This is a genomic window from Rhodoferax sp. LS1R11 (assembly GCF_056521395.1).
The window spans coordinates 162,140-182,091 of record NZ_JBWMAW010000009.1 but is presented as its reverse complement, the minus strand read 5'-3'; the positions used below and the strand labels follow the sequence as shown (position 1 = coordinate 182,091).

The window sequence follows — 19,952 nt, the reverse complement described above, 5'->3', positions numbered from 1 at the left end:
TGCGGTACTGCTCGTATCCTGAGCCTTGATCGGCGGCCATCGCCAAGGTTTGTTGTTTCATTGACATGTAACGTTTCACCCTCGGGTGGCGTGGACCTTAATCAGCATTGCCTTAGGCATTGATTCGAGCGGCAGCACGCTTCGTGATTGACTTCACCTCCATGCCGAGTTTTTCGGCAAACGTTTGCCCGCTCCTGGTGAGGTCTGGATAGATCTCCCTGGTGGCCTTATCGATGGCATCAGGCACCTTGGCTGCCAATGACAACGCCACCGATTGCAGATATTTCGATCCCATGCCAACCTGCGCAGCCAGACCTTGTACGTGGCGTTTTCCCATGTCGCCGGGGTGCACTTCGCCGCCAATATTGAACGCAAACTCTTTGGACAAGCCCGGGTAGATCCGGGTACACATGATGTCGTAGAACGGGGTGAGACGGACGCCCTCGCCAGGACGCTCATAGACCGAGAGGTTTTTGGCGTGACTGTCGTTGTTGCCCACGTAGATGTTGAAGAAAATCCACTGCGCGAAGGCCTGGAGGTCCACGGCCGGACGAGCGCTGTATTGGCGGATGATTTGTGCGCATTGAGCAGCGCCGGGGCCGCCCTCTTTCTCATATTTTCTCTCTGAGTCCAGGCCTGCGATCTGACAGAAGTCGTACTGTATCAAGCGCCCGAGCGTGCCGTCGACACGGGTAACCCGGTCGAAGCGCTCGACGATGCAGGAGTGGGTCAACGGCTCGTAAAAAACCTGGGCGGCATGAAGCCCACAGTGGGCCGCCGTGCGCATGATGATGGCCTCGTTGGCGGCGGACTCCCTGACCTTGGCCAGGCGTCGGATGTCCGGCTTGAGGATGTGTGTTGACGGCGCCGAGCCTTTGGGCAAGAGCGGCGATTTGCCGTCGAAGATGGCAATCGACGCTTTGTCCTGCGCGCCAGCCAGGGAAATTCGGGTGTTTTCTCCCTGGATCTGTATTGCAGCGGCGGACTTGTTTTTAACAATTTTTGCCAGCGCCGCCCAGGTCGTGGGCTCGTACTCTGGCGCTTCAGGCGTCTGCCCATGGGGAAGCATGACAAAGGCACCTGCGGTGTCGCCGGCCACTTCAAGCAACAGGGAAAACAGCGTGGACGCCTTGCGTTGTTCGGACAGGTAGATGCGCAACTCGCCCTCAGGCAGGAGGTTCTCAAAGAACGCCTGCACATGCGGCGAGTCGATCATGCCGCCCTGAAGCTTGATCACGGACAGGGGGAAGGCATCTTGCCGGTCCAGCCAGGCCTGGGTGTATTCAAATGCCAGAGGCGAGGTGTCATGGACCGTGCCCATGCGCTCCGCGCCGTAGAAAACATCCAGTGCGGTCGGTCTTTGCCTCACAGTGACCTCGAAGTTTTGTGCCTGACGATTAACTCCAGGCCCAGCAAGTCCAGCACGTCGAGCACCTTTTGTAACTGCACGGTCGGCTTGCCCTTTTCGATGTCCACGATCAGGCGATTGCCTGTGTTGCCGATACCTGCCAGGTCGATCTGGCGCAGGCTCAGGGCTTGGCGTTGATCACGCACGATCTGCCCTACATCGGTCGCCGAGCGGACCACCAATGACGGCGCAATATTACCGCTCAGGATTTTTATGGATGATTCTGTCATCACTACCCTTAAAAGTTACCGAGAGGTAATTTTAAATTGTTTGAAGCCGGTGGTCAATGAAAAATTACCGAAGAGTAATTTCAAGAGGCCTCGCATTTGGGCAGACGTCAGTTCTCCAAGGCCAAGTTGCATGTGTGACCTCAGACAACGGACAGTTTGCGCAGACTGGCTACGGTGTTCAGGCAGGCCCGGGCAACCTCGACACCCTTCTGGATGAAATGATCGCCAAAAAACTGCTGATGCTCGCCGTGTGAATGAAAGTGGTGGGGCGTGAGCACCGCAGAAAAAACGGGGACACCGGTGTCCAGTTGCACGCTCATCAGCCCTTGAATCACGGCGTTGGCCACGAAGTCGTGGCGGTAAATGCCGCCGTCCACCACCAGGCCGCAAGCCACGATCGCGTCAAACTGGCCCGACTGCGCCAGTTTTTTGGCATGCAGCGGAATCTCGAAGGCGCCGGGCAGTTCATATACCTGAATGGACGAGCGGTCGATGTGGTGGCGCGCCATTTCACTCAGGAAGCCATCACGCGCCTGGTTGACGATGTCGGCATGCCAAGTGGCCTGGATGAAGGCGACGCGAACAGGGGTAGGGGTGCTGGAAGACGAGGTCATAGGGATGCATGAAAAATGGTTTCAAACCCAGGACGCACGTATGCTCACGCCGTCCGGTATCCACAGACGGCGCAAACCATACGTTCTCTTGCATCCGGACTGTGACCGTCGGCTTCGGAATCGCACCGAAATCTGCTGACCCCCCGGGTGTAATTCACCCAAGGGCGCTCGCGGGCTTGCTCACCAAAGTGATATCACCGCCGGTGGGGAATTTCACCCCGCCCTGAGAACGCTGTTCTGCACACGAAGGTGCAGAGGCGACGAGTGTATGCGTGTTGAGCGAGTTCCTGTGCGTCAGGCCGCAGGACTTCTGGCGCGTTTGGCAAGATCAGGCACACTTGTCAATTCACCAACCGTTGATCGCCCCAGATCGTCCTCACCATGTTTTACGCTGCTCTCAAAACCATTCACCTGCTGTCCATCATTGTCTGGATTGGTGGCATGGTGTTTGCCCATTTCTTTTTGCGCCCGGCCGTGGCCCGGCTGGAGGCGCCTGACCGGGTGCGCCTGATGCACGATGTGCTGGGCCGCTTCTTCAATGCGGTGCTGATCGCCGCCGGGCTGGTGCTGGCCACGGGCACGTGGATGATCGGGCGCATGGCCCGCCAGATGGTGCAGGCGGGTGTCAAGTTCAACATGCCGATTGAGTGGATGGTCATGGCGCTGCTGGGCGTGGTGATGGTCGCCATTTTTGGCCACATTCGTTTTGCGCTTTACAAGCGCCTCACGCGGGCCGTGACGGCGGCGGCCTGGCCGGCCGGCGGTGCTGCACTGGCGAGTATTCGCCTGTGGGTGACGGTCAACCTCGTGATTGGCGTGGTGATTGTGGCGGTCACCTTGTTTGGCGCGTCCAGCTGATATTGAGCCCATGAATCCGGACGCACAACAACTTTGGCGGGCACCACGCTGGGCGCTGGCCGTGCTGCTGGCCGTCCTGGGCATGCTCGGCCCGTTTTCGATTGACACCTACATTCCCGCGTTTGCGGGCATCGCCCAGTCGCTGGGTGCCACGCCGGTGCAGATGCAGCAGACGCTGTCGGCCTATCTGTTCGGGTTTGCGTTCATGAGCCTGTTTCATGGCGCGCTGTCTGACAGCCTGGGGCGCCGGCCCGTGGTGCTGTGGGGGTTGGCGGCTTTTACGCTGGCGTCCATGGGGTGCGCGCTGTCGCAAAGCATCGGGCAGCTGGTGTTTTTTCGGGCCATGCAGGGGCTGACGACCGGCGCGGGCATTGTGGTGGCACGTGCGGTGGTGCGCGACATGTTTGCGCCCGAGCAGGCGCAAAAGGTGATGAGCCAGATCACCATCTACTTTGGTGTGGCCCCGGCCATTGCGCCGATTGTGGGGGGGTGGTTGTTTGTGCACCTGGACTGGCACAGCATCTTCTGGTTTTTGACCGGGGTGGGCGTGGTGCTGTGGGCGGCCAACTACAAGCTGTTGCCGGAAACCTTGCACCTGGACCACCGCCAGCCGCTCAAGGTCAGCAACCTGATGCAGGGCTACTGGACGCTGGGGCGTGACCCGCGCTTTTTGCTGCTGGCGCTGGCCAGCGGCGTGCCGTTCAACGGCATGTTTTTGTATGTCTTGTCAGCACCGGCTTTTCTGGGTGACCACCTGGCTTTGGCGCCGACGCAGTTTTTCTGGTTCTTTGTGCTCACCATCAGCGGCATCATGGGCGGGGCCTGGGTGAGTGGGCGCATGGCGGGCAAGCTGGCGCCCAAGCAGCAGATCAAGTACGGCTTTTCCATCATGCTGACCATTGCGATTGTGAATCTCGTGGCCAACCTGTTATTCAAGGCCCATGTGGCGTGGGCGCTGCTCCCGATTGCCATTTTTTCCTTTGGCTGGGCCATGATGGTGCCAGTGGTGACGCTGCTGGTACTCGACCTGCACCCGGACCGGCGGGGCATGGCGTCGTCGCTGCAGGCGTTCATTGCCTCCAGCGCCAATGGCCTGGTGGCGGGGGGCATTGCGCCGCTGGTGATGCATTCCACCGTGGCGATGGCAGCCGCGTCGCTGGCCATGATGTGTGTGGGTCTGGTGGCCTGGGTGGTGATGCGCAAACGCTGGCCTGAAATTGGCCGGATGACGGCCTGACCCCCATCACCCGCACGCCACGCTAAACCGGGCTCATTGAGTTTTGGCAGGCGCCTGCAAGACCAGGTCGATACGCCGCTGCAGGCGGGCTGCCGCCTCGATGTCTCCTCCTGCGTTGGCACGCTTGAGCTGCACGCCCAGCCAGGCCAGCAGCGGGCGGCGCCAGCCCTGGCGGGAGGCGGTCTCGGTGGCGGTGGTGATGTCCGCGGGTGTTAGCTGGCCGGTCTGCAGCAAGACGCCAGCGGCTATCAGTCGTGCCAACGGGTCTTCGATCGCATCCAGTTTGCTGGCCGTTGCACTCAACACGATGGCGCGGTGCTGCTCGGGCAGCAAGGCCACGTTCAGCCCCGTCCATTGACCGGTCAGGTAAGCGGCGTAGGCTTGTTCCGCAGCACCGGCATCCTGGGCCAGCGGCTGGTAGAGCGCGCAGTTGTCAAACTCCAGGCTGGCCACGCGCGTGGCGCAGCGCGTCAGCTCGGCACGGGCCACCAGGTCGGCCCGGCCGGTGCTGGCCATCTCGCTTCGGGCGCGGGCAAATTCAAAGTCGGCCAGGCGGGTGTTCCCGCTCAGGTAATTGTTCGTGAAGCCTTGGAGTGCTGAAAACGCATTGCCTTGCCAGGCCGGTGGCAGGGGCTTGCTGGCGCAGGCGCACAACAGCAGGGCGCAGGCCGCCGTGCCTGCCAGGGAGCGCCAATGGAACGTGGTTGTCATGGCAGCTTGATCTCGGTGTCGCGGGCAAAAGGCCATTTGCGGTTGACCTCGTCCACCAGTTGGCTGACCTTGCGCAGGCTGATCTCCACTTCGCTGCGCAGGGCGCCCAGGTAGGTGGTGGCCACGCGGGCATTGGCGCCCACGGCTTGCGCCTCTACCAGCACGGCATCGACTTTTTGCAGGCTGGCGCGCACATCGGTCAGCACGCTGGTGAGTTGTTTCACGGCGGCCTGGGTACCGTCCATCACGCCGTTGGCACCAAACACGCGCTGGTCGGTTTTGGCCAGCAGGGCGTTGGCGCGGTCCAGGGTGGTGATGATTTTCTTGGCGTTGTCTTCGCTGCCCAGGGCCACACCGAGGGCGCCGTAGCGGCCGTTGAGCCGGTCCGTGACGCTGCGCAGATTGCCCAGGCTGGTGTTGATGCTGGACTCGGGGCCGGTCATGTTCTCCAGGTTTTCCAGCAGGGCGCGGGTGGAGGCCACCAGGCGCGGAATTTCGGCGTTGGTGTCGCCGCGCAGCACCGTGCGTTCGGCGTTGGCGGGCAGGGGCGGGTCGGCCAGCATGCCGCTGAACGCGCGGATGCGGGTCTCGCCCACCATGCTGCGTTCCATGGTGAAGATGCTCGACGTTCGCAGCCAGTGCGCGTCTTTGTGGGGCACGTCAATCAGCATGCGGGCCTTGCCGTCAGCGGCCAGCTCAATGCGCGTCACGCGGCCAATGGGAAAGCCCGAAAACGTCAGCTCCATGCCCACGGTCACGCCCTCGGCGTCATCGGCCAACAGCACCAGCGCCTGTTTGCTCTCGAACACGCCACGCGCATACATCACGTAGCCCAAAAAGCTGCAGGCCAGCAGGGTGATCAGGATCAGCAGCACCACCGCCTTGCGTTCGACGGCGGCAATGGACGGCTCGGGCTGGGGCAGGCGTTCGGATTCGGGTTCCATGCGATACGTCGTGGGGTGGGGCTCAGATGTACTTGACCGCCAGGGAGGCGGCCTCGATCAATAGTAGTACCAAAAACAACCGGACCGCGCCGGGCTGCACCGTGCTGTAGGTGGCGGTTTGCTGGGCGGCCTCCAGGCTGGCCGCCATCGGCACCACGGCCACGGCGAGGCTGAAGAACAGGGTCTTGAGGGCAAAGCCCAGGGTCACCGTCAGGTCAAACACCCGGGCCACGCTGTAGGTGTAAAACTGCAGGCCCCAGGGCGACAGGCCGTACACCGTGAGGTAGGCCAGCACCAGTGCAATCACGCTGCTGACGGTGGCCATGGCCAGCACCGAAAAGGCCTCCGCCAGCACGCGCGGCACCAGCTCGCTGCGCAGGCGTTGCATGCTGAGGGAGACCACCCAGTGCAGCCTCAATCGCCGGTGGGGCTTGGCTTGCTGCTTGAGGGGCTCAGGTGGTGGCAGGACGCCCAAGGCGCCCGCGTTGAACACCATGCCCGAGCGCAGCGCCACAAACATGGCGGCCGACAGCGGAATGAGTTCCAGCACCAGCACGCGCACCACCATCTCCAGCGCGTACTGCGACAGGCCGTAACTCTGGGCCGAGACCACCACGATGCGGATCAGCACCAGGCTCAGCAGCGCGGTCAGCGCCGTGAACCACGGCAGCACCTGCCAGGTGCTGGTGTAGATGTATTGGGACGTGGCCGCGCGGTTGACCCGGTGGTAGGTGGAGGGCGACAGCACCACCACCAGCACGATGCCCAGAAAGTGAACCAGGTGCCACCAGCTGGCGATGCCCTTCATGAGCGCGGGGCCCCAGGCGTCGGGCAACAGGTGGCGGTAAGAGCGGGCAGGCATGGGCGGATGATAGCGAGATGCCTGCCTCGCAAATAGACAAGACGCCAACGGGATGAGAAAGGCATACCGTGAAAGTATGAGCTTTTGTGAGCATCGGTATTGGACGCTGCTGGGGACGGGTGCCTAAACTAGGTCTTGAGCTCTAGGTCATGGCACTGCAAGGCTGAGGGGCTATAGCCATCGTTCGAAGATTTAATAAAAGGAGACAGATTATGGCAATGACAGGAGTACTACGTCCAGGTCACGCACAGCTAAGGGTGCTTGACATTGAGGGGAGTCGCAAGTTTTACCGGGACGTCATCGGCTTGGTGGAAACAGGTGTTGACAGCCAAGGGCGCGTCTATTTCAAGGGCTGGGACGAACGTGATCACAACAGTATCGTTTTGCGTCAAGCAGACACGGCTGGCGTGGACTTTGTGGGTTACAAGGTTCTGGACCGGGCCACATTGGAAAAACTTGAAAAAGATGTCCAAGCCTTTGGGCTGAAGACCGAACGCATCCCGGCCGGCGACATGATGGAGACTGGCGAGCGCGTGCGCTTTCAATTGCCAACAGGCCATCTGTTTGAACTTTATTCGGAAAAGAAGCACGTCGGAAACGGCCTGGGGCAAACCAATCCGCCGCCATGGGGTCCCCAATCCGAGCATGGCATGGCACCTACACGGTTTGATCACTGTCTCTTGTACGGCCCCAATATTGCCGAAAACAAGCGACTGTTTACGGAGGTGCTTGGGTTTTTCCTGGTGGAGCGGATCCTTGGCCCCAAGGAGGTGGGCGAGCCAGAAGTCGGTATCTTTCTGTCCTGCTCGCATAAAACCCACGACATTGCCTTTGTCGAACATCCGGTCCCAGGAAGGTTGCATCACGTGTCATTTCGCATGCCCACATGGGAACGCGTGCAGCGTGCGGGCGACATCATGGGCATGAATAAGGTGGCGATTGATATCGGACCAACACGGCATGGTGTTACACGTGGAGAGACGATTTACGCCTGGGATCCCTCTGGGAATCGCTTTGAAACCTTTGCGGGTGGATATGAGCCCTATCCTGACGGTGAGCCCATTACCTGGACGTACGAAGAGTTTGGCCACGGATTGGACTTTCCTGCAGGCAAGTTGCATGAGAGCTTCTTGGGCGTAGTTTCCTAAAGACGCGTCGCTAACCCAGGCCCGCTCAGCTCTGAGCGGGCCGTTTCAGATATTCCCCTTGAACGGTCGCCAAATTGGCGCTCGGGGATCGGTGTGTCTGAGTTCAAAAGAAGACAAGAAAATTTAAAAAAGAAGGAGACATGCTATGAATGACAGGAAGCCAAAATTAGTTATAAAAAGTGTTGCGCAAGCTGCGCTGATTTTGATCAGCGGCGGTGTCAGCGTTGTACATGCTGGCGAAATAGACTCCGGCAATCCGGATGTGAAAGTGCGTTGGGACAATACATTCAAGTACACGTCTGGATACCGTCTCAACGACCCAGATCAAGGTGTCGCAGCATCGATCCCGCCGCCATTGGGTGGGGCTGGAAATCCAAATGTTGACTTTGGGGATTTGGGTTCCAAAGCCGGTGGGCAGATAAATAGTCGAATCGACCTCTTGTCTGAATTGGACGTGAACGTCAACAAGCAATATGGTTTCCGGCTGTCCGGAACGGCTTGGTATGACGAAAGCTACCAAAGCAGCAGCACAGCATTTCCGACCACCTTCCCGTACACGGTTCTGCCGAACAACAGAGCTGCAATAGCAGGTGCCCCCAACAACCGCATGTCCGACTCCGCCAAGCAACTGATGGGCAACACAGGAGAGATATCCGATGCCTTTGTTTACGGAAACACCGAAGTCGGTGAGGGAATGAAGCTCAGTGGTCGCATGGGACGCCACACGCTTCTGTACGGAGAGTCTCTGTTCTTGGGCGCCAACGGAATTGCGGCTGCCCAAGGACCTGTGGACTTGATCAAGGCTTATTCGGTACCCAATTCTCAATTTAAGGAGATTGGCATGCCGGTGGGGCAGGTATCCGGAAATCTGCAAGTGAATGCCGATTTGTCCTTTGGTGCGTACTACCAGTACGAGTGGCGCCCATTGCGTCTGCCAGCGGCTGGAAGCTACTTCAGTCCGGCTGACTTCGTGGGGGTCGGTGCCGATCTTTTGCTCACACCCACAGGCGGTGCCGCCAACAGAATTGCGGATCAAAAGGGCAATGACTCGGGACAGTATGGAGTGAGGACCAAATTTAAGGTCCGTGGAAGTGACGTGGAGTATGGCCTGTATTTTGCCAATTACCACGAAAAGGCGCCGGTGCCGGTGCTGAATGTCACGGACCCCAATGGTGCATATGGCGGTGGAACCTACCAGTTGTTCTATCAGAAGAACGTAAAAATGTATGGCGCCAGTTTTTCAACCCTGGTTGGAGAAACGAATATTGGCGGCGAAATTTCAATACGCCAAGGGACCCCGCTTGCACCCTTGGGTGACTTGATTGTGAATTTCGCACCAAATGCTGACAACGCGGGAAATTCACCCTATGCATTGGGTAACACCTTGCACATGAATTTGTCTGCCATCAGCGTCTTTCCCGCCACCTCACTGTTCGATGGCGCAAGCATCGTCGGCGAACTGGCCTTCAACAGATTGCTGAAAGTGACCCATAACCCCACCAACCCTGCCTTTGCAAATGGGGTGCTGAACACCACGCATACACGGGATGCCTGGGCTATGCGAGTTCTATTCCAGCCTGAGTACTTCCAGGTACTGCCAGGATTGGACATGCAAGTTCCAATTGGCGTCGGCTACGGGATTTCAGGGCGTTCCGCCGTCATTCAGATCGCTCCTGAAGGCGGTGGCGATGTCAGCGTAGGTCTTAACTTTGAATACAAAAAGACCTGGCGTGCAGGTCTGCAGTTCATGCACTACTTCGGCCCCAAGGGCCCTGCTCCATCGCTTGATGCGGTTACCAATACTTTCGCTAGCTACAAACAGTATTACGCAGATCGGGACTATGTGAGCTTCTCAATCCAACGCACGTTCTGAAAATAAGGAGATCAAAATGAATTCAAAAAAAGCACTGTTTAACGCATCGCTGTTGTGCACCGTCATGGGCGCCTCACTGGTCCATGCTGCCGTGACGCAAGAAGAGGCCAATGCACTGAAGTCCACTCTCACTCCGCTGGGTGCGGAAAAAGCGGGCAACAAGGATGGATCGATTCCGGCTTGGACCGGCGGACTGACGCAAGCCGTTTCAGGCCCGAAAGTGGGCGATATTCCAGTCACCCTGTTCCCCAACGAGAAGCCAATTGCGCAAATCAATGCCAAGAGCATGGCATCCTACGCAGACAAGCTTAGCGAAGGAACCCAGGTACTGATGAAAAAGTACCCGGAATCTTTCCGCGTGGACTTGTATCCAACCCATCGCACGGCAGCGGCACCTCAGTACGTCTATGACAATACGTTGAAGAATGCAACTCGTTGCAAGACGAAGGATGCCGGTAACTCGGTTGAAAATTGTTTTGGTGGTGTTCCTTTCCCTATCCCCAAGGATGGCTCCGAAGTGATTTGGAACTATCACCTGCGCGTGGAAGCCGAGTCCATTGAGCTGGGCTTCAAAAATATTGTGGGAACAGCAGATGGCACTCGGACGCTGGCAACACGCAATGATGAATCGTTCCAGTTCCCGTACTACTACAAGGATGGTTCGCCTGAAAAGTGGTCTGGTGAATACTTCATTCAACGCTTCAGCACGACGGCACCGCCTTTCAAAGCAGGCGAATCACTTGTAATTCGTGACAGCATTGATGCCAAAAATCCGCGCCAGGCTTGGCAATACCTGGTAGGTCAACGTCGTGTGCGTCGGGCCCCGACAGTGGCCTACGATACACCGGATTTTGTAGCATCCGGTGCCAACTACTTCGATGAAGTGCAAGGTTTTCTGGGTGCCGTGGACCGGTATCAGTGGAAGCTGATCGGCAAGCAAGAAATGATCATTCCTTATAACAATAACGCCCTGGTCACAGCCAAAGTGGATGAGGCCTTCAGCAAAAGCCACCTGAATCCAGACAAACTACGCTGGGAGTTACACCGGGTATGGGTCGTGGAAGCGTCCCTGGCGGCAGGCAAGCGCCATGCGGTTCCCAAGCGTCGTTTCTATTTTGATGAAGACAGCTGGGTGCTGGTGCTGATGGATGGCTATGACGCTGAAGGCAAGCTGTGGCGGACTTCACAGGTCACCCCTTTTGTGGTGCCTTCGTTGCCAGGCGTGGTGATGAAACCGGTCACGGTGTTTAATCTGCAGGCCAACACCATGAGCACCGTGCAGGCGCTCAATGAAGAAACCTACCGCCTCGTCAAACGCAAGCCGGAAAGCTACTTCACGGGTGATGCCGTGGCGGACGAGGCATCGCGCTGAGATGAATATTGCGATCACTCGCACCAAACTGCCATTCGGGGCAGTTTGGCTTGCACTATCGATGTGTGTGGGGCCGCTGCATGCTGTGGCCAGCACGCAGGATGCAGCTGACCCTCTGCTAAAGCCCAGCGAAATATCCAGTAAAGCTGCATCCAGCGTGCTGTTGGCTGTCGCCAGATCGGATACCCGAATGGCGGCGGTGGGCGAGCGCGGCATTATTGTTGTGTCAGACGACAGCGGAAAAACCTGGACGCAAGTCGTTACACCGGTAAGCGTCGCATTGACTGCCATTGCATTTTCCGGTTCTCAACGGAGTTGGGCCGTGGGACATGGTGGCGTGGTGCTGCACTCAACAGATGCCGGAGCCACATGGGAGAAGCAGCTGGATGGCCAGCAAGCCGCAGCAGTTGAATTGCAGGCGGCAAGCGCGCAAGCAGCTAACAATGCGCCGAGCGAAGCTGCCGGTAAGCGACTGCATGATGCCAAGCGCGCTGCGCGTGAAGGTGCAGACAAACCTTTCTTGGATGTCAAGTTCTGGTCGTCAATGAGCGGAATGGTGGTGGGCGCCTATGGCGCAATTTTCCACACAAACGACGGTGGTAAAAGTTGGAAATCGCTGCGTGAGCGTATCGATAATCCCAAGGGAAAGCATCTGTACAGCATTACCTTGGCTGGTCGCGACATCTACATTGCGGGTGAACAAGGCGTGTTGTTCAAATCCAGTGACCAGGCCCAGACCTTCACAAAGATCAACACACCCTATGCCGGCACTTTTTTTGGTGTGCTTGATGAGCCCACACGGGGACTCATTGTCTACGGATTGCGCGGAAATGCTTTTGTATCGCACGACGCAGGCAGGAGCTGGAAAAAAATAGAAACCGGGCAGCCGATCACTATTAGCGCGGGCGCCAAAACAGCGGACGGACAGGTCATTCTGGTCGATGAATCCGGACGCGTTTTGCGAGTCAGCGACGATGGACTGACGGTGCAGGTGTTGCCCTTGTCTGTGGCATTTTCGTTTACAGGCGTTGTGCAGGCTGCGGATGGAAGCCTGGTACTTTCAGGGACCCGAGGAACTACCCGTATCAATCCAGAAATTCTTGCAAAGAAATATCCATGAGTCACCTCACATCACTAGCGCTCAGCCCTGTCGTCAAGGACATCGCAGACTTTGATCAAAAGTCCGGAACGATTGCAGAGAGGGCGCTGTTTAACAACCGCAAGCTTATTCTGATTACCTGCCTGGCAATTACTTTGGTCTTGGGTTTTTTGGCCAGAAACCTGCATCTCAATGCAGCGTTTGAGAAGATGCTGCCGACCAATCACCCATATATCGCCAACTATCTGGCCAATAAGAATGAGCTTGGCGGGCTTGGAAACACGCTGAGAATTGCGGTTGAAACCACCGAGGGTTCCATCTTCGATGCCAAGTATCTGGAAACACTGCGTCAAATCACTGACGCTGTATTTCTGTTCCCGGGAGTAGACCGACCGTATATGAAATCCATGTGGACACCTTCCGTCCGATGGACTGGGGTGACGGAAGAGGGTTTGGATGGCGGCCCCGTCATCCCGGATGACTACGACGCAAGCATTGACAGCATAGACCGGGTCCGGGTTAACACCGAACGATCTGGCGAGGTGGGTTTGCTGGTCGCTGCGAACTACAAATCAAGCATTGTGTTGGTACCACTGCAGGATAAAGTTGTGGAGACTGGGCAGCGCATTGACTACGCTGAGTTGTCTAAAAGGTTAGAGACCTTACGCTCAAAATACGAAACTCCAACACTCAAAATTCATATCAATGGATTTGCAAAAGTGGTGGGCGATCTCATCACCGGCCTGCAGCAAGTTTTGCTGTTTTTTGCCGCAGCCATTGCGGTTTGCACCGCGGTGCTGTATTGGTATACCCGCTGCTTGCGCAGCACGCTATTGGTCGTACTCTGTTCCATGGTGGCCGTGGTGTGGCTTTTAGGTATCTTGCCCGTTCTGGGCTATGAGCTGGATCCCTATTCGATTTTGGTGCCATTCCTGGTGTTTGCTATTGGCATGAGCCATGGTGCCCAGAAGATGAATGGCATCATGCAAGACATCGGCCGAGGAACCCACAAGCTGGTGGCGGCGCGATACACGTTCAGGCGTTTGTTCGTGGCCGGTTTGACGGCTTTGCTCGCAGATGCGGTGGGCTTTGCCGTCTTGATGATCATTGATATTCAGGTCATTCAGGATTTGGCCATTACGGCCAGCATCGGTGTGGCAGGGCTGATTTTCACCAACCTCGTATTGCTACCTGTTCTGCTGTCCTACACTGGCGTGAGTCTCACGGCAGCAGCCAGAAGCCTTAAAGCCGAAGAGCCGAAAACAAGCAGTGATTCCAAGACCGGAAAGCATCCTTTTTGGGCCTTTTTGGACCTGTTTACACAAAGAAAATGGGCACTGATTGCAGTTGTTGGCGCCGTCGTACTCGGTGCTGCCGGATTCGGTGTCAGCACGCACTTAAAAATTGGTGACACCAATGCAGGTGCACCAGAACTTCGCGAGGACTCGCGCTACAACATCGACAATGCCTATATTGCCACCAACTACGCGGCCAGCAGCGATACCTATGTGGTAATGGTGAAGACGCCCCAATTTGAATGCGCGCTGTACAAGACACTTACCCAGGTGGATGCCTTGGAGTACCGCCTGCAGCAACTGCCTGGTGTCGAAGGCACCCAGTCACTGGCGGCCATCAGCAAGCGTGCGGCCGCGGGTTTGAGCGAGGGCAGCCTCAAGTGGTACGAAATTCCGCGCAGCCAGGATATGCTGAATGCAGTTATCACACGGGCACCGCGTGAGCTGTTCAACCAAAACTGCGATCTGCTGACGGTCTATGCCTATTTGAAGGACCACAAGGCTGATACCCTGGACCGGGTGGTTTCCACCGTTGAGGCCTTTGCCAAAGAGCAGGATTCAGAGGAGATCCACTTTCTGTCCGCAGCAGGAAATGCAGGCATTGAGGCGGCCACCAATATTGTGGTCAAGAAGGCCAACGTGCAGATGTTGATACTGGTTTATGTGGCCGTGGTGGCTCTGGCGTTTGTGACCTTCAGGTCGTGGCGCGCTGTGATCTGCGCGGTGCTGCCGCTCATGCTGACCTCCGTGTTGTGCGAGGCGTTGATGGTTTTTCTGAATATTGGAGTCAAGGTTGCCACGTTACCCGTGATCGCATTGGGTGTGGGTATTGGCGTGGACTATGCCCTGTACATCATGACGGTAACGCAGGCCGGTTTGCGCCAGGGCGATAGCCTGTCTGAGTCTTACTACAAGGCTTTATTGTTCACGGGGCGCGTTGTTGTGCTGACGGGCATCACGCTGGGAATTGCGGTGGCTACCTGGGCGTTTTCACCCATCAAGTTCCAGGCCGATATGGGTATATTGCTGGCCTTCATGTTCATCTGGAACATGCTAGGTGCACTGATTCTTCTGCCAGCTCTGGGGCACTTCCTGCTCAAGGAGAAACCTGTCTCAACAGAGGAATATGTGGATCCGATGGGACAAATGGTGTAAATCGTCACTGGTGCAAGCGGCCTTTTTCAGAAGGCCGCTTGCCAGTAACAGGGTGCTGTTCGCTGTGCTCAGGGTTTTGTTGCCCAGCACGCAGGTCTATGCCGATTCCGACCCGCAGGGGACTTCTCGGTATCTGAAAATTGCGCGTTGCATCTTCCCAATGACTTGGACACGTATATCGGATGTGGGTTGAATGCAGCAGGCCAGCACCTGACAATTTTTTTCATCATCCACCGAGACATGGTCGCGGCTCATGGGGCGCTTGGTGAATTCTCCGGAAAGAACCTTGACCTTGCACACACCACATCCACCGCCGCGGCAACCAATGGGGATGCCCATTTTTCCTGACCTGGCTAGCGCATTCAAAGCGGTCTCGGTTGCGGCGCAACGGAATGACTCACCGGTTTCACTGAGTATGACGAGGTGTGTGATCACAGGTTCCTCGTGTTTCAAATGGCTTTGAATAAGGGGCTGCGAATTCGCTCTGCGTCGGCTGCGGAGAGAAACTTCTCGGTGTAAATATCCCGCTCGAACAGCCGCCCTTGAATTAGGGTGGTGATGCAAGCATCGATCATCATGGGTGGGCCGCAAAGATAGGCTTTGTGGCCTCTGAAGTCATTGTTGAAGTGCAGCTTCAAGGCGTCATGAACAAAGCCGCGGTGGCCTTCCCAAGCACTGTCCACGGGCTCTCCTGAAAGAACCGGAACGTAGTGGAAATTTTTATGGGTGACAGCCAAGCTTTGCAGCTCTTCGTGGTAATACAGCTCGTCCCGGGTACGCTGGCCGTAGAGCAGTGTGATCGGCAAGTCGAAGTTCTCTTCCAACAGGTCCAGAATCATGCTGCGGGGGCTGGAAAGCCCCGATCCGCCAGCCATGAAGAGGAGTGGAACTTTCGCTGACTTGCGCACGAAGAATCGTCCGTAGGGGCCCGATAGATGGATGGCGTCGCCAACCTCTAGCTGCTCATGCAGATAAGCCGTCCCCACGCCACCCGGAACCATGCGCACGTTGAGTTCTACCTGTTGACCACTTGATGGTGGATTCGCCAAGGAAAATGCACGGCTGATGCCCAAGGTCGGGATGCGCAGGTTGATGTACTGCCCCGCCTGAAAAGGAAGCGCCTCATCCAGTTGTAAAAAATAGGCCTTGATAGTGGGTGACAGCGTCACGATCTTTGACACCACGCCGGAAAAGTCCCGAACCGGAATCGATTGGGCATCCGGATCATCATCAATGTCAGCTTCTATGACGACGTCGGACTGCAGGGTGGCGCAGCACGCAAGCGTCTTGCCCTCATCCTTCTCGAAGTCCATGAGGGCGAATGGAGACGCGTCTCCGTGCTCCACGTCTCCCTCCTTCACCTGGACCTTGCAAGTCGCGCACAGTCCGTGACAGCATGCGTGTGGCATCCACACGCCTGCTCGCAAGCAGGCGTCCAATATGTTCTGTCCCTCCTCTACCTCCAGGGTTCGACCGATGGGTTCAATCAGTAGTTGGTAAGCCATGGCAACTAGAACCCTACGCCAGACAGGCCATCCAGACCAGGACTTCGCAGGCGAATGGAGGCTTTATGCGTGACGCCGTTGTCTGCAAGGGATTTGTCCAGCGCGGGCCTCAGTGGTTGCCCCGAGAGCGTCCACGTGACAGTGGCCCAATCGATCTTTTCAAAATCAGGATGTTGGCCATAGATCGTAGGCAGAACTTTCTCAATCAACGCGCCAAATGGCATCTGGGGCGGAACCGGAATGCACACCGGGGTTGCAAACATCAGATGTTTGTCCCAACCAATATTGAGCAACTGGTTGCCGTGAAACTTGTCAACCGTATCTTTCATCTCGCCGTGGTAGTCGGGGCGAATTGCTGTAACACTCATGTCATTCTCCTTAGGCGCTCTTTAGTTCTGGTGATGTGTCGGGGGTGGACGGCGAATGCATATTGGCAGGCCGCTTGGTCCACAGCTCCCAATTCACGGCGTCGATATGACCGGCGAAGTCTCCGCCATCCACACCGGGATTGATACCCATGTATTTGAGCGCCTCGACCAGCGGATTGAAGTCAGGGGCGCCCGGATTGACGCCTGCGTTGAAGTAGTTGCCCTGGTAGATCTGGTGCACAGGAAGGTGTGCGTGCACATACTTTTCGGGTTCCTTGCAAAAGATATCTTTGCAGCCGTCCGAGCAAAAGTGGAACTTGTCGCCCAGGTAGGATTCTTCGCGGTAGCAAATCTCAGTCGGGTCATCCGCCTCGGTAAACAACAGCGGCCATTGGCAGGTCTGACAGAGTTGTGGCAGGGTAGCGTTCACAAAGGGTTTGCCTTGGCGTTCAAGTTCGGCCCAGTGTTCGTAACGTGGGCGGTAGTACTTGTCAAAGGTGTCCGGATATTTCAGGGACATCCAATCCATCTCTTCTGGCGATGGCAGCCAGACGGGGAAACCAGCAGCATGGCGGAATTGGTAAAAGGTGCTCCAGAGCTGATGGCTCACATGGCCCTTTTCCTTGACGGTCACTTCCCAGTGCTTGGGCATGCGAATGCCATAGCGCGCCAGATCAGCAAACAACGCACCACCGTTTTGTTCGAAGTAAATGTCCCATGCTTCACTCCACGACATGACGCGCTTGGGCAGCATGTAGTCCATCATGGCGGCGATCAGGGTGAGCAGACGGTAGCCACGCCAAAACCACTTGTCGATCCAGCCTTGCACGATAGGCACGTTGGCAGGGTCTTGCTCCAACAGGAACTTGATGACCTCGATCCCCAGGGTCATGTGCCGCGCCTCATCGGACTGCGCAGAGAATCCAAAAGATACGGTGGACATGTCGCCGTTGTAGGCCGCACCTGACATCCAAGGCATGAAGACCAGATTGGTCAACACGTACTCAAACGAGAAGCAAATGGCGATGATGTATTCGAAGGGGCCGCTGGTAATCGCATCCTCGAAAAAAGATTTTGGAATCGACAGGTACCAGGCTCGATCGAACTGATGAGGAAATTCGGCCATGCCGGCAAAGTACTTGTTGTAATGGCTTAGCGCATGGATCTGGGTTTGCGCATGACGCAGCTCATCAATGGCTTGCATTTGCGCGGCAATGCGGGTGCCCACGCCGGGAAACTCGCGCCCCACAATATTGAAGCCACGGTGCGCCGAATATTCCAGGCCGATCACCCCGTTGATGAACAGTTTGAGTGCCTGCAGGTAGCGGGCATCGCTGACATTGAATTGGCCGTTGTTTTGCTGGAACGCATCAATGATGGCGTAGAGCTTGCGTTCCTTCTCGCCTTGATACTTCCAGTATGCATCCATGGTCAGACGAAACGGGTCTTCCCACTTGTCCCAGTCGTGGATTTTGATGCCTTCAAACTTGACGGCAGGGAACAGGGTGTCTTCTGTCTGGTAGCTGGGCTTCCAGCCCAGATCACGGGTCAGCAGGACGTAGTTCTCTTTGAGGGAGAGTTTTTTGGTAGGTGTTTGGGGTGTGGTCATTGCAGACTTTCTAGAGGTTTATGCAGCGTTCCACTGCAAAATAAATTCGTCTTCAGTCTCATCCAGCGAGCCGGACAGAGAGATCAGGTTGATTTGCAGCTCACGCAAGTCAAAATCGCGCCCCAGGCGTTCCTCGACAGATTCACGCTTCACGACCAGTCGGCCGGGCGCGTCAATCTTCACCATGGCGGGGTATTCATGCGCCACTGCAAGTGGGTTGTCTGCAAGAATGGCCTCCACAATGGGCAGGGTGTCGTTGTTGGCCTGCAGGGCGATGAATACGGGTTGGGTGCTGGCGTTCACAATGCGGCTCCTTGGTCCAGAAGACCTAGCTTTACCAAGCGGGCGCCCAACCTGGCGTTGACTTCAGCCAGCGCGTCGCTGCCTGAAGGACCCATGATGTCTTGTGCTAGCGGTGAAAGGGCCAACACCAATGCAGCACGCCATTGGTTCACCCATCGCTGCACTATTTCGCGGTTGGCATCGCTCTCGGCAAGCACGGGTTTCAGCACAGCGTCCACCCACTTGTTGGACTCCTCATGCCAGCGCGTCAGATAGTCCAAAACCGTTGACAGGCCCGGGCCATGTTCGGCCGAAAACTTGCTGTCGAACTGGTTGAAGAACAGGGCATAGACCAAGCTGTCGGAAACCAGTGCCTGGGCTACGATGACTTCAAACCAATCACGGCGAGCCATCATGTTTTCCACTTCGCGGCGCAAGGGTTGCCAATTCGAGTGATCGGTCCAATAGCGTTTGGCCTCAACCAAAGACACCCCCGAATTTCCATCCACCAACAGCCCGATACGTGAGATGTGCTGCGCCATACCCAGGCGGTCCATGGTGGCCATGCTGGCGGCCTGTGTGATGGCGGTTCCCCAGCCATAGGCAGAGACCAGACAAAGGTTTGTGTTGGCACCCCATTCAAAGTGACGCAGAGGCACGAGCGCAAACACAATGGCCTTGCGTGCTGCGTCTGGCAAGGAGCGCAGCAATTCCCGCTTCTCGGCAAACTCTATTTGTCGGTCCACCGCATCTTGCTGCTTGGCCCTGGCAATGGTCCAGCTTCCGTAGTAGTACTGGCGTGGATCTTTCAGTGCGTACCAGTCTTGCATTTTAACTGCGGTGCGGCGCTTGTCGTACAGGTCCCGCTCCGGGTCCCACAGCGGCTTGTAGTGGTAGTTGACTTCGGACTGGATGTCGTAGGTCCCCTCCTGATAGCGAGATGCAGCCTTGTCGCCAAAGCGTCTGGCAATGTGGCCATAGGTGTTGCGCAAGGGCTTGACCGCCTGCACACGAATTTCAACTGTCATGGGTGTTTCCTCTTGTGGTTTATGGGGGATGCAGACCGGGCTCAGTCCTGCTGGCCAGGCAGGCCGTAGCGCCATTTCGCTTGTTCCGCGTCAATCTGCGCCCCTTGTTCGGCAGTCAAGAATTGCACGCGATTGGTGGCGCAAAATTCTTTGAAGGCCAGAACCGGAAGAATCAAATCGACTGAGAGTTCGGGGTCGCCGATGGCGAAATCAAACTCGACAAATCCGTCATCCCGCGTTTGCCTCTCGCGCACAAATCGCGGTAACTCACTGCGCAAACGTGAAAAATTTAGAACCGTCAATTCTTGTCTCCTGATGTGTCGCGGTGCGGACGTCAACGTGTATGAAGGCGCT

20 protein-coding genes and 1 riboswitch are annotated in these 19,952 nt (G+C 56.9%); of the genes, 7 read left to right on the top strand and 13 right to left on the bottom strand.

Translation table 11 applies throughout. The annotated features are described in order from the left end of the window. Positions 1-112: 112 nt before the first annotated feature. The 3 genes from AC097N_RS12805 to AC097N_RS12795 form a co-directional block, all read right to left on the bottom strand. Positions 113-1,369: a HipA domain-containing protein gene (locus tag AC097N_RS12805; RefSeq protein WP_479581410.1), complete on the bottom strand. Its 1,257-nt coding sequence runs from the start codon at positions 1,367-1,369 to the stop codon at positions 113-115. Beyond that, entirely contained in the window at positions 1,366-1,638 is a 273-nt protein-coding gene (locus AC097N_RS12800; RefSeq protein ID WP_479581409.1) for a helix-turn-helix domain-containing protein, read from the bottom strand. Before AC097N_RS12800 ends, AC097N_RS12805 begins: the two co-directional genes overlap by 4 nt. Before the next feature lie 140 nt (positions 1,639-1,778). After that, entirely contained in the window at positions 1,779-2,252 is a 474-nt protein-coding gene (locus AC097N_RS12795) for a 6,7-dimethyl-8-ribityllumazine synthase (protein ID WP_479581408.1), read from the bottom strand. A 78-nt stretch (positions 2,253-2,330) separates the two neighbouring features. After that, positions 2,331-2,487: riboswitch (FMN riboswitch) on the bottom strand. 146 nt (positions 2,488-2,633) lie between these two features. On the opposite strand from AC097N_RS12795, the gene AC097N_RS12790 reads away from it, so the two are divergent. Both AC097N_RS12790 and AC097N_RS12785 read left to right on the top strand, forming a co-directional pair. After that, positions 2,634-3,110, top strand: coding sequence for a CopD family protein (locus tag AC097N_RS12790; protein ID WP_479581407.1), 477 nt, complete (start codon positions 2,634-2,636; stop codon positions 3,108-3,110). Positions 3,111-3,120: 10 nt separating this feature from the next. Then, positions 3,121-4,347, top strand: a complete 1,227-nt coding sequence (locus tag AC097N_RS12785) for a multidrug effflux MFS transporter (protein ID WP_479581406.1) — start codon at positions 3,121-3,123, stop codon at positions 4,345-4,347. Between the two features lie 33 nt (positions 4,348-4,380). Here AC097N_RS12785 and AC097N_RS12780 read toward each other — a convergent pair whose 3' ends face one another. From AC097N_RS12780 to AC097N_RS12770, 3 genes are read right to left on the bottom strand one after another with little or no spacing between them, the layout of a single operon-like run. Further along, on the bottom strand, positions 4,381-5,058 hold the full coding sequence (locus AC097N_RS12780) for a hypothetical protein (protein ID WP_479581405.1): 678 nt from the start codon (positions 5,056-5,058) through the stop codon (positions 4,381-4,383). Further along, positions 5,055-6,002 (bottom strand): MlaD family protein, encoded by a 948-nt coding sequence (locus AC097N_RS12775; protein ID WP_479581404.1) that lies wholly within the window; start codon positions 6,000-6,002, stop codon positions 5,055-5,057. The genes AC097N_RS12780 and AC097N_RS12775 overlap by 4 nt, the downstream gene beginning before the upstream one ends. 22 nt (positions 6,003-6,024) lie before the next feature. After that, entirely contained in the window at positions 6,025-6,864 is an 840-nt protein-coding gene (locus AC097N_RS12770; protein WP_479581403.1) for an MlaE family ABC transporter permease, read from the bottom strand. Between the two features lie 212 nt (positions 6,865-7,076). Here AC097N_RS12770 and AC097N_RS12765 point away from each other — a divergent pair, with 212 nt between their 5' ends. The 5 genes from AC097N_RS12765 to AC097N_RS12745 all read left to right on the top strand — a co-directional run bounded on the left by AC097N_RS12765 (position 7,077) and on the right by AC097N_RS12745 (position 14,806). Continuing rightward, positions 7,077-8,012, top strand: a complete 936-nt coding sequence (locus AC097N_RS12765; protein WP_479581402.1) for a catechol 2,3-dioxygenase — start codon at positions 7,077-7,079, stop codon at positions 8,010-8,012. A gap of 145 nt (positions 8,013-8,157) precedes the next feature. Beyond that, positions 8,158-9,885 (top strand): DUF1302 domain-containing protein, encoded by a 1,728-nt coding sequence (locus AC097N_RS12760; RefSeq protein WP_479581401.1) that lies wholly within the window; start codon positions 8,158-8,160, stop codon positions 9,883-9,885. A 16-nt stretch (positions 9,886-9,901) separates the two neighbouring features. Then, a complete protein-coding gene (locus tag AC097N_RS12755; protein WP_479581400.1) occupies positions 9,902-11,257 on the top strand; it encodes a DUF1329 domain-containing protein in 1,356 nt (451 codons plus the stop codon). 1 nt (position 11,258) lies between these two features. After that, positions 11,259-12,377 (top strand): WD40/YVTN/BNR-like repeat-containing protein, encoded by a 1,119-nt coding sequence (locus tag AC097N_RS12750; protein WP_479581399.1) that lies wholly within the window; start codon positions 11,259-11,261, stop codon positions 12,375-12,377. Further along, positions 12,374-14,806, top strand: coding sequence for an efflux RND transporter permease subunit (locus tag AC097N_RS12745; protein ID WP_479581398.1), 2,433 nt, complete (start codon positions 12,374-12,376; stop codon positions 14,804-14,806). Before AC097N_RS12750 ends, AC097N_RS12745 begins: the two co-directional genes overlap by 4 nt. A 96-nt stretch (positions 14,807-14,902) precedes the next feature. Here AC097N_RS12745 and AC097N_RS12740 read toward each other — a convergent pair whose 3' ends face one another. The 7 genes from AC097N_RS12740 to AC097N_RS12710 are packed head-to-tail and all read right to left on the bottom strand — an operon-like array spanning position 14,903 to position 19,900. Beyond that, entirely contained in the window at positions 14,903-15,241 is a 339-nt protein-coding gene (locus AC097N_RS12740; RefSeq protein ID WP_479581397.1) for a 2Fe-2S iron-sulfur cluster-binding protein, read from the bottom strand. 14 nt (positions 15,242-15,255) lie between these two features. After that, positions 15,256-16,311, bottom strand: coding sequence for a 2Fe-2S iron-sulfur cluster-binding protein (locus AC097N_RS12735; protein ID WP_479581396.1), 1,056 nt, complete (start codon positions 16,309-16,311; stop codon positions 15,256-15,258). Positions 16,312-16,316: 5 nt separating this feature from the next. After that, entirely contained in the window at positions 16,317-16,679 is a 363-nt protein-coding gene (locus AC097N_RS12730) for a phenol hydroxylase subunit P4 (protein WP_479581395.1), read from the bottom strand. A gap of 10 nt (positions 16,680-16,689) precedes the next feature. Then, the gene (locus tag AC097N_RS12725; RefSeq protein WP_479581394.1) at positions 16,690-18,288 is read right to left on the bottom strand and encodes an aromatic/alkene/methane monooxygenase hydroxylase/oxygenase subunit alpha; all 1,599 of its coding nucleotides are present in this window, start codon (positions 18,286-18,288) and stop codon (positions 16,690-16,692) included. Positions 18,289-18,306: 18 nt separating this feature from the next. Next, positions 18,307-18,591, bottom strand: a complete 285-nt coding sequence (locus tag AC097N_RS12720; protein ID WP_479581393.1) for an MmoB/DmpM family protein — start codon at positions 18,589-18,591, stop codon at positions 18,307-18,309. Further along, positions 18,588-19,598 carry an aromatic/alkene monooxygenase hydroxylase subunit beta gene (locus AC097N_RS12715; protein ID WP_479581392.1) on the bottom strand — a complete coding sequence of 337 codons (1,011 nt, stop codon included), beginning with the start codon at positions 19,596-19,598 and terminating at the stop codon, positions 18,588-18,590. Before AC097N_RS12715 ends, AC097N_RS12720 begins: the two co-directional genes overlap by 4 nt. Before the next feature lie 41 nt (positions 19,599-19,639). Next, the gene (locus AC097N_RS12710; protein ID WP_479581391.1) at positions 19,640-19,900 is read right to left on the bottom strand and encodes a phenol hydroxylase subunit; all 261 of its coding nucleotides are present in this window, start codon (positions 19,898-19,900) and stop codon (positions 19,640-19,642) included. Positions 19,901-19,952 lie beyond the last annotated feature (52 nt).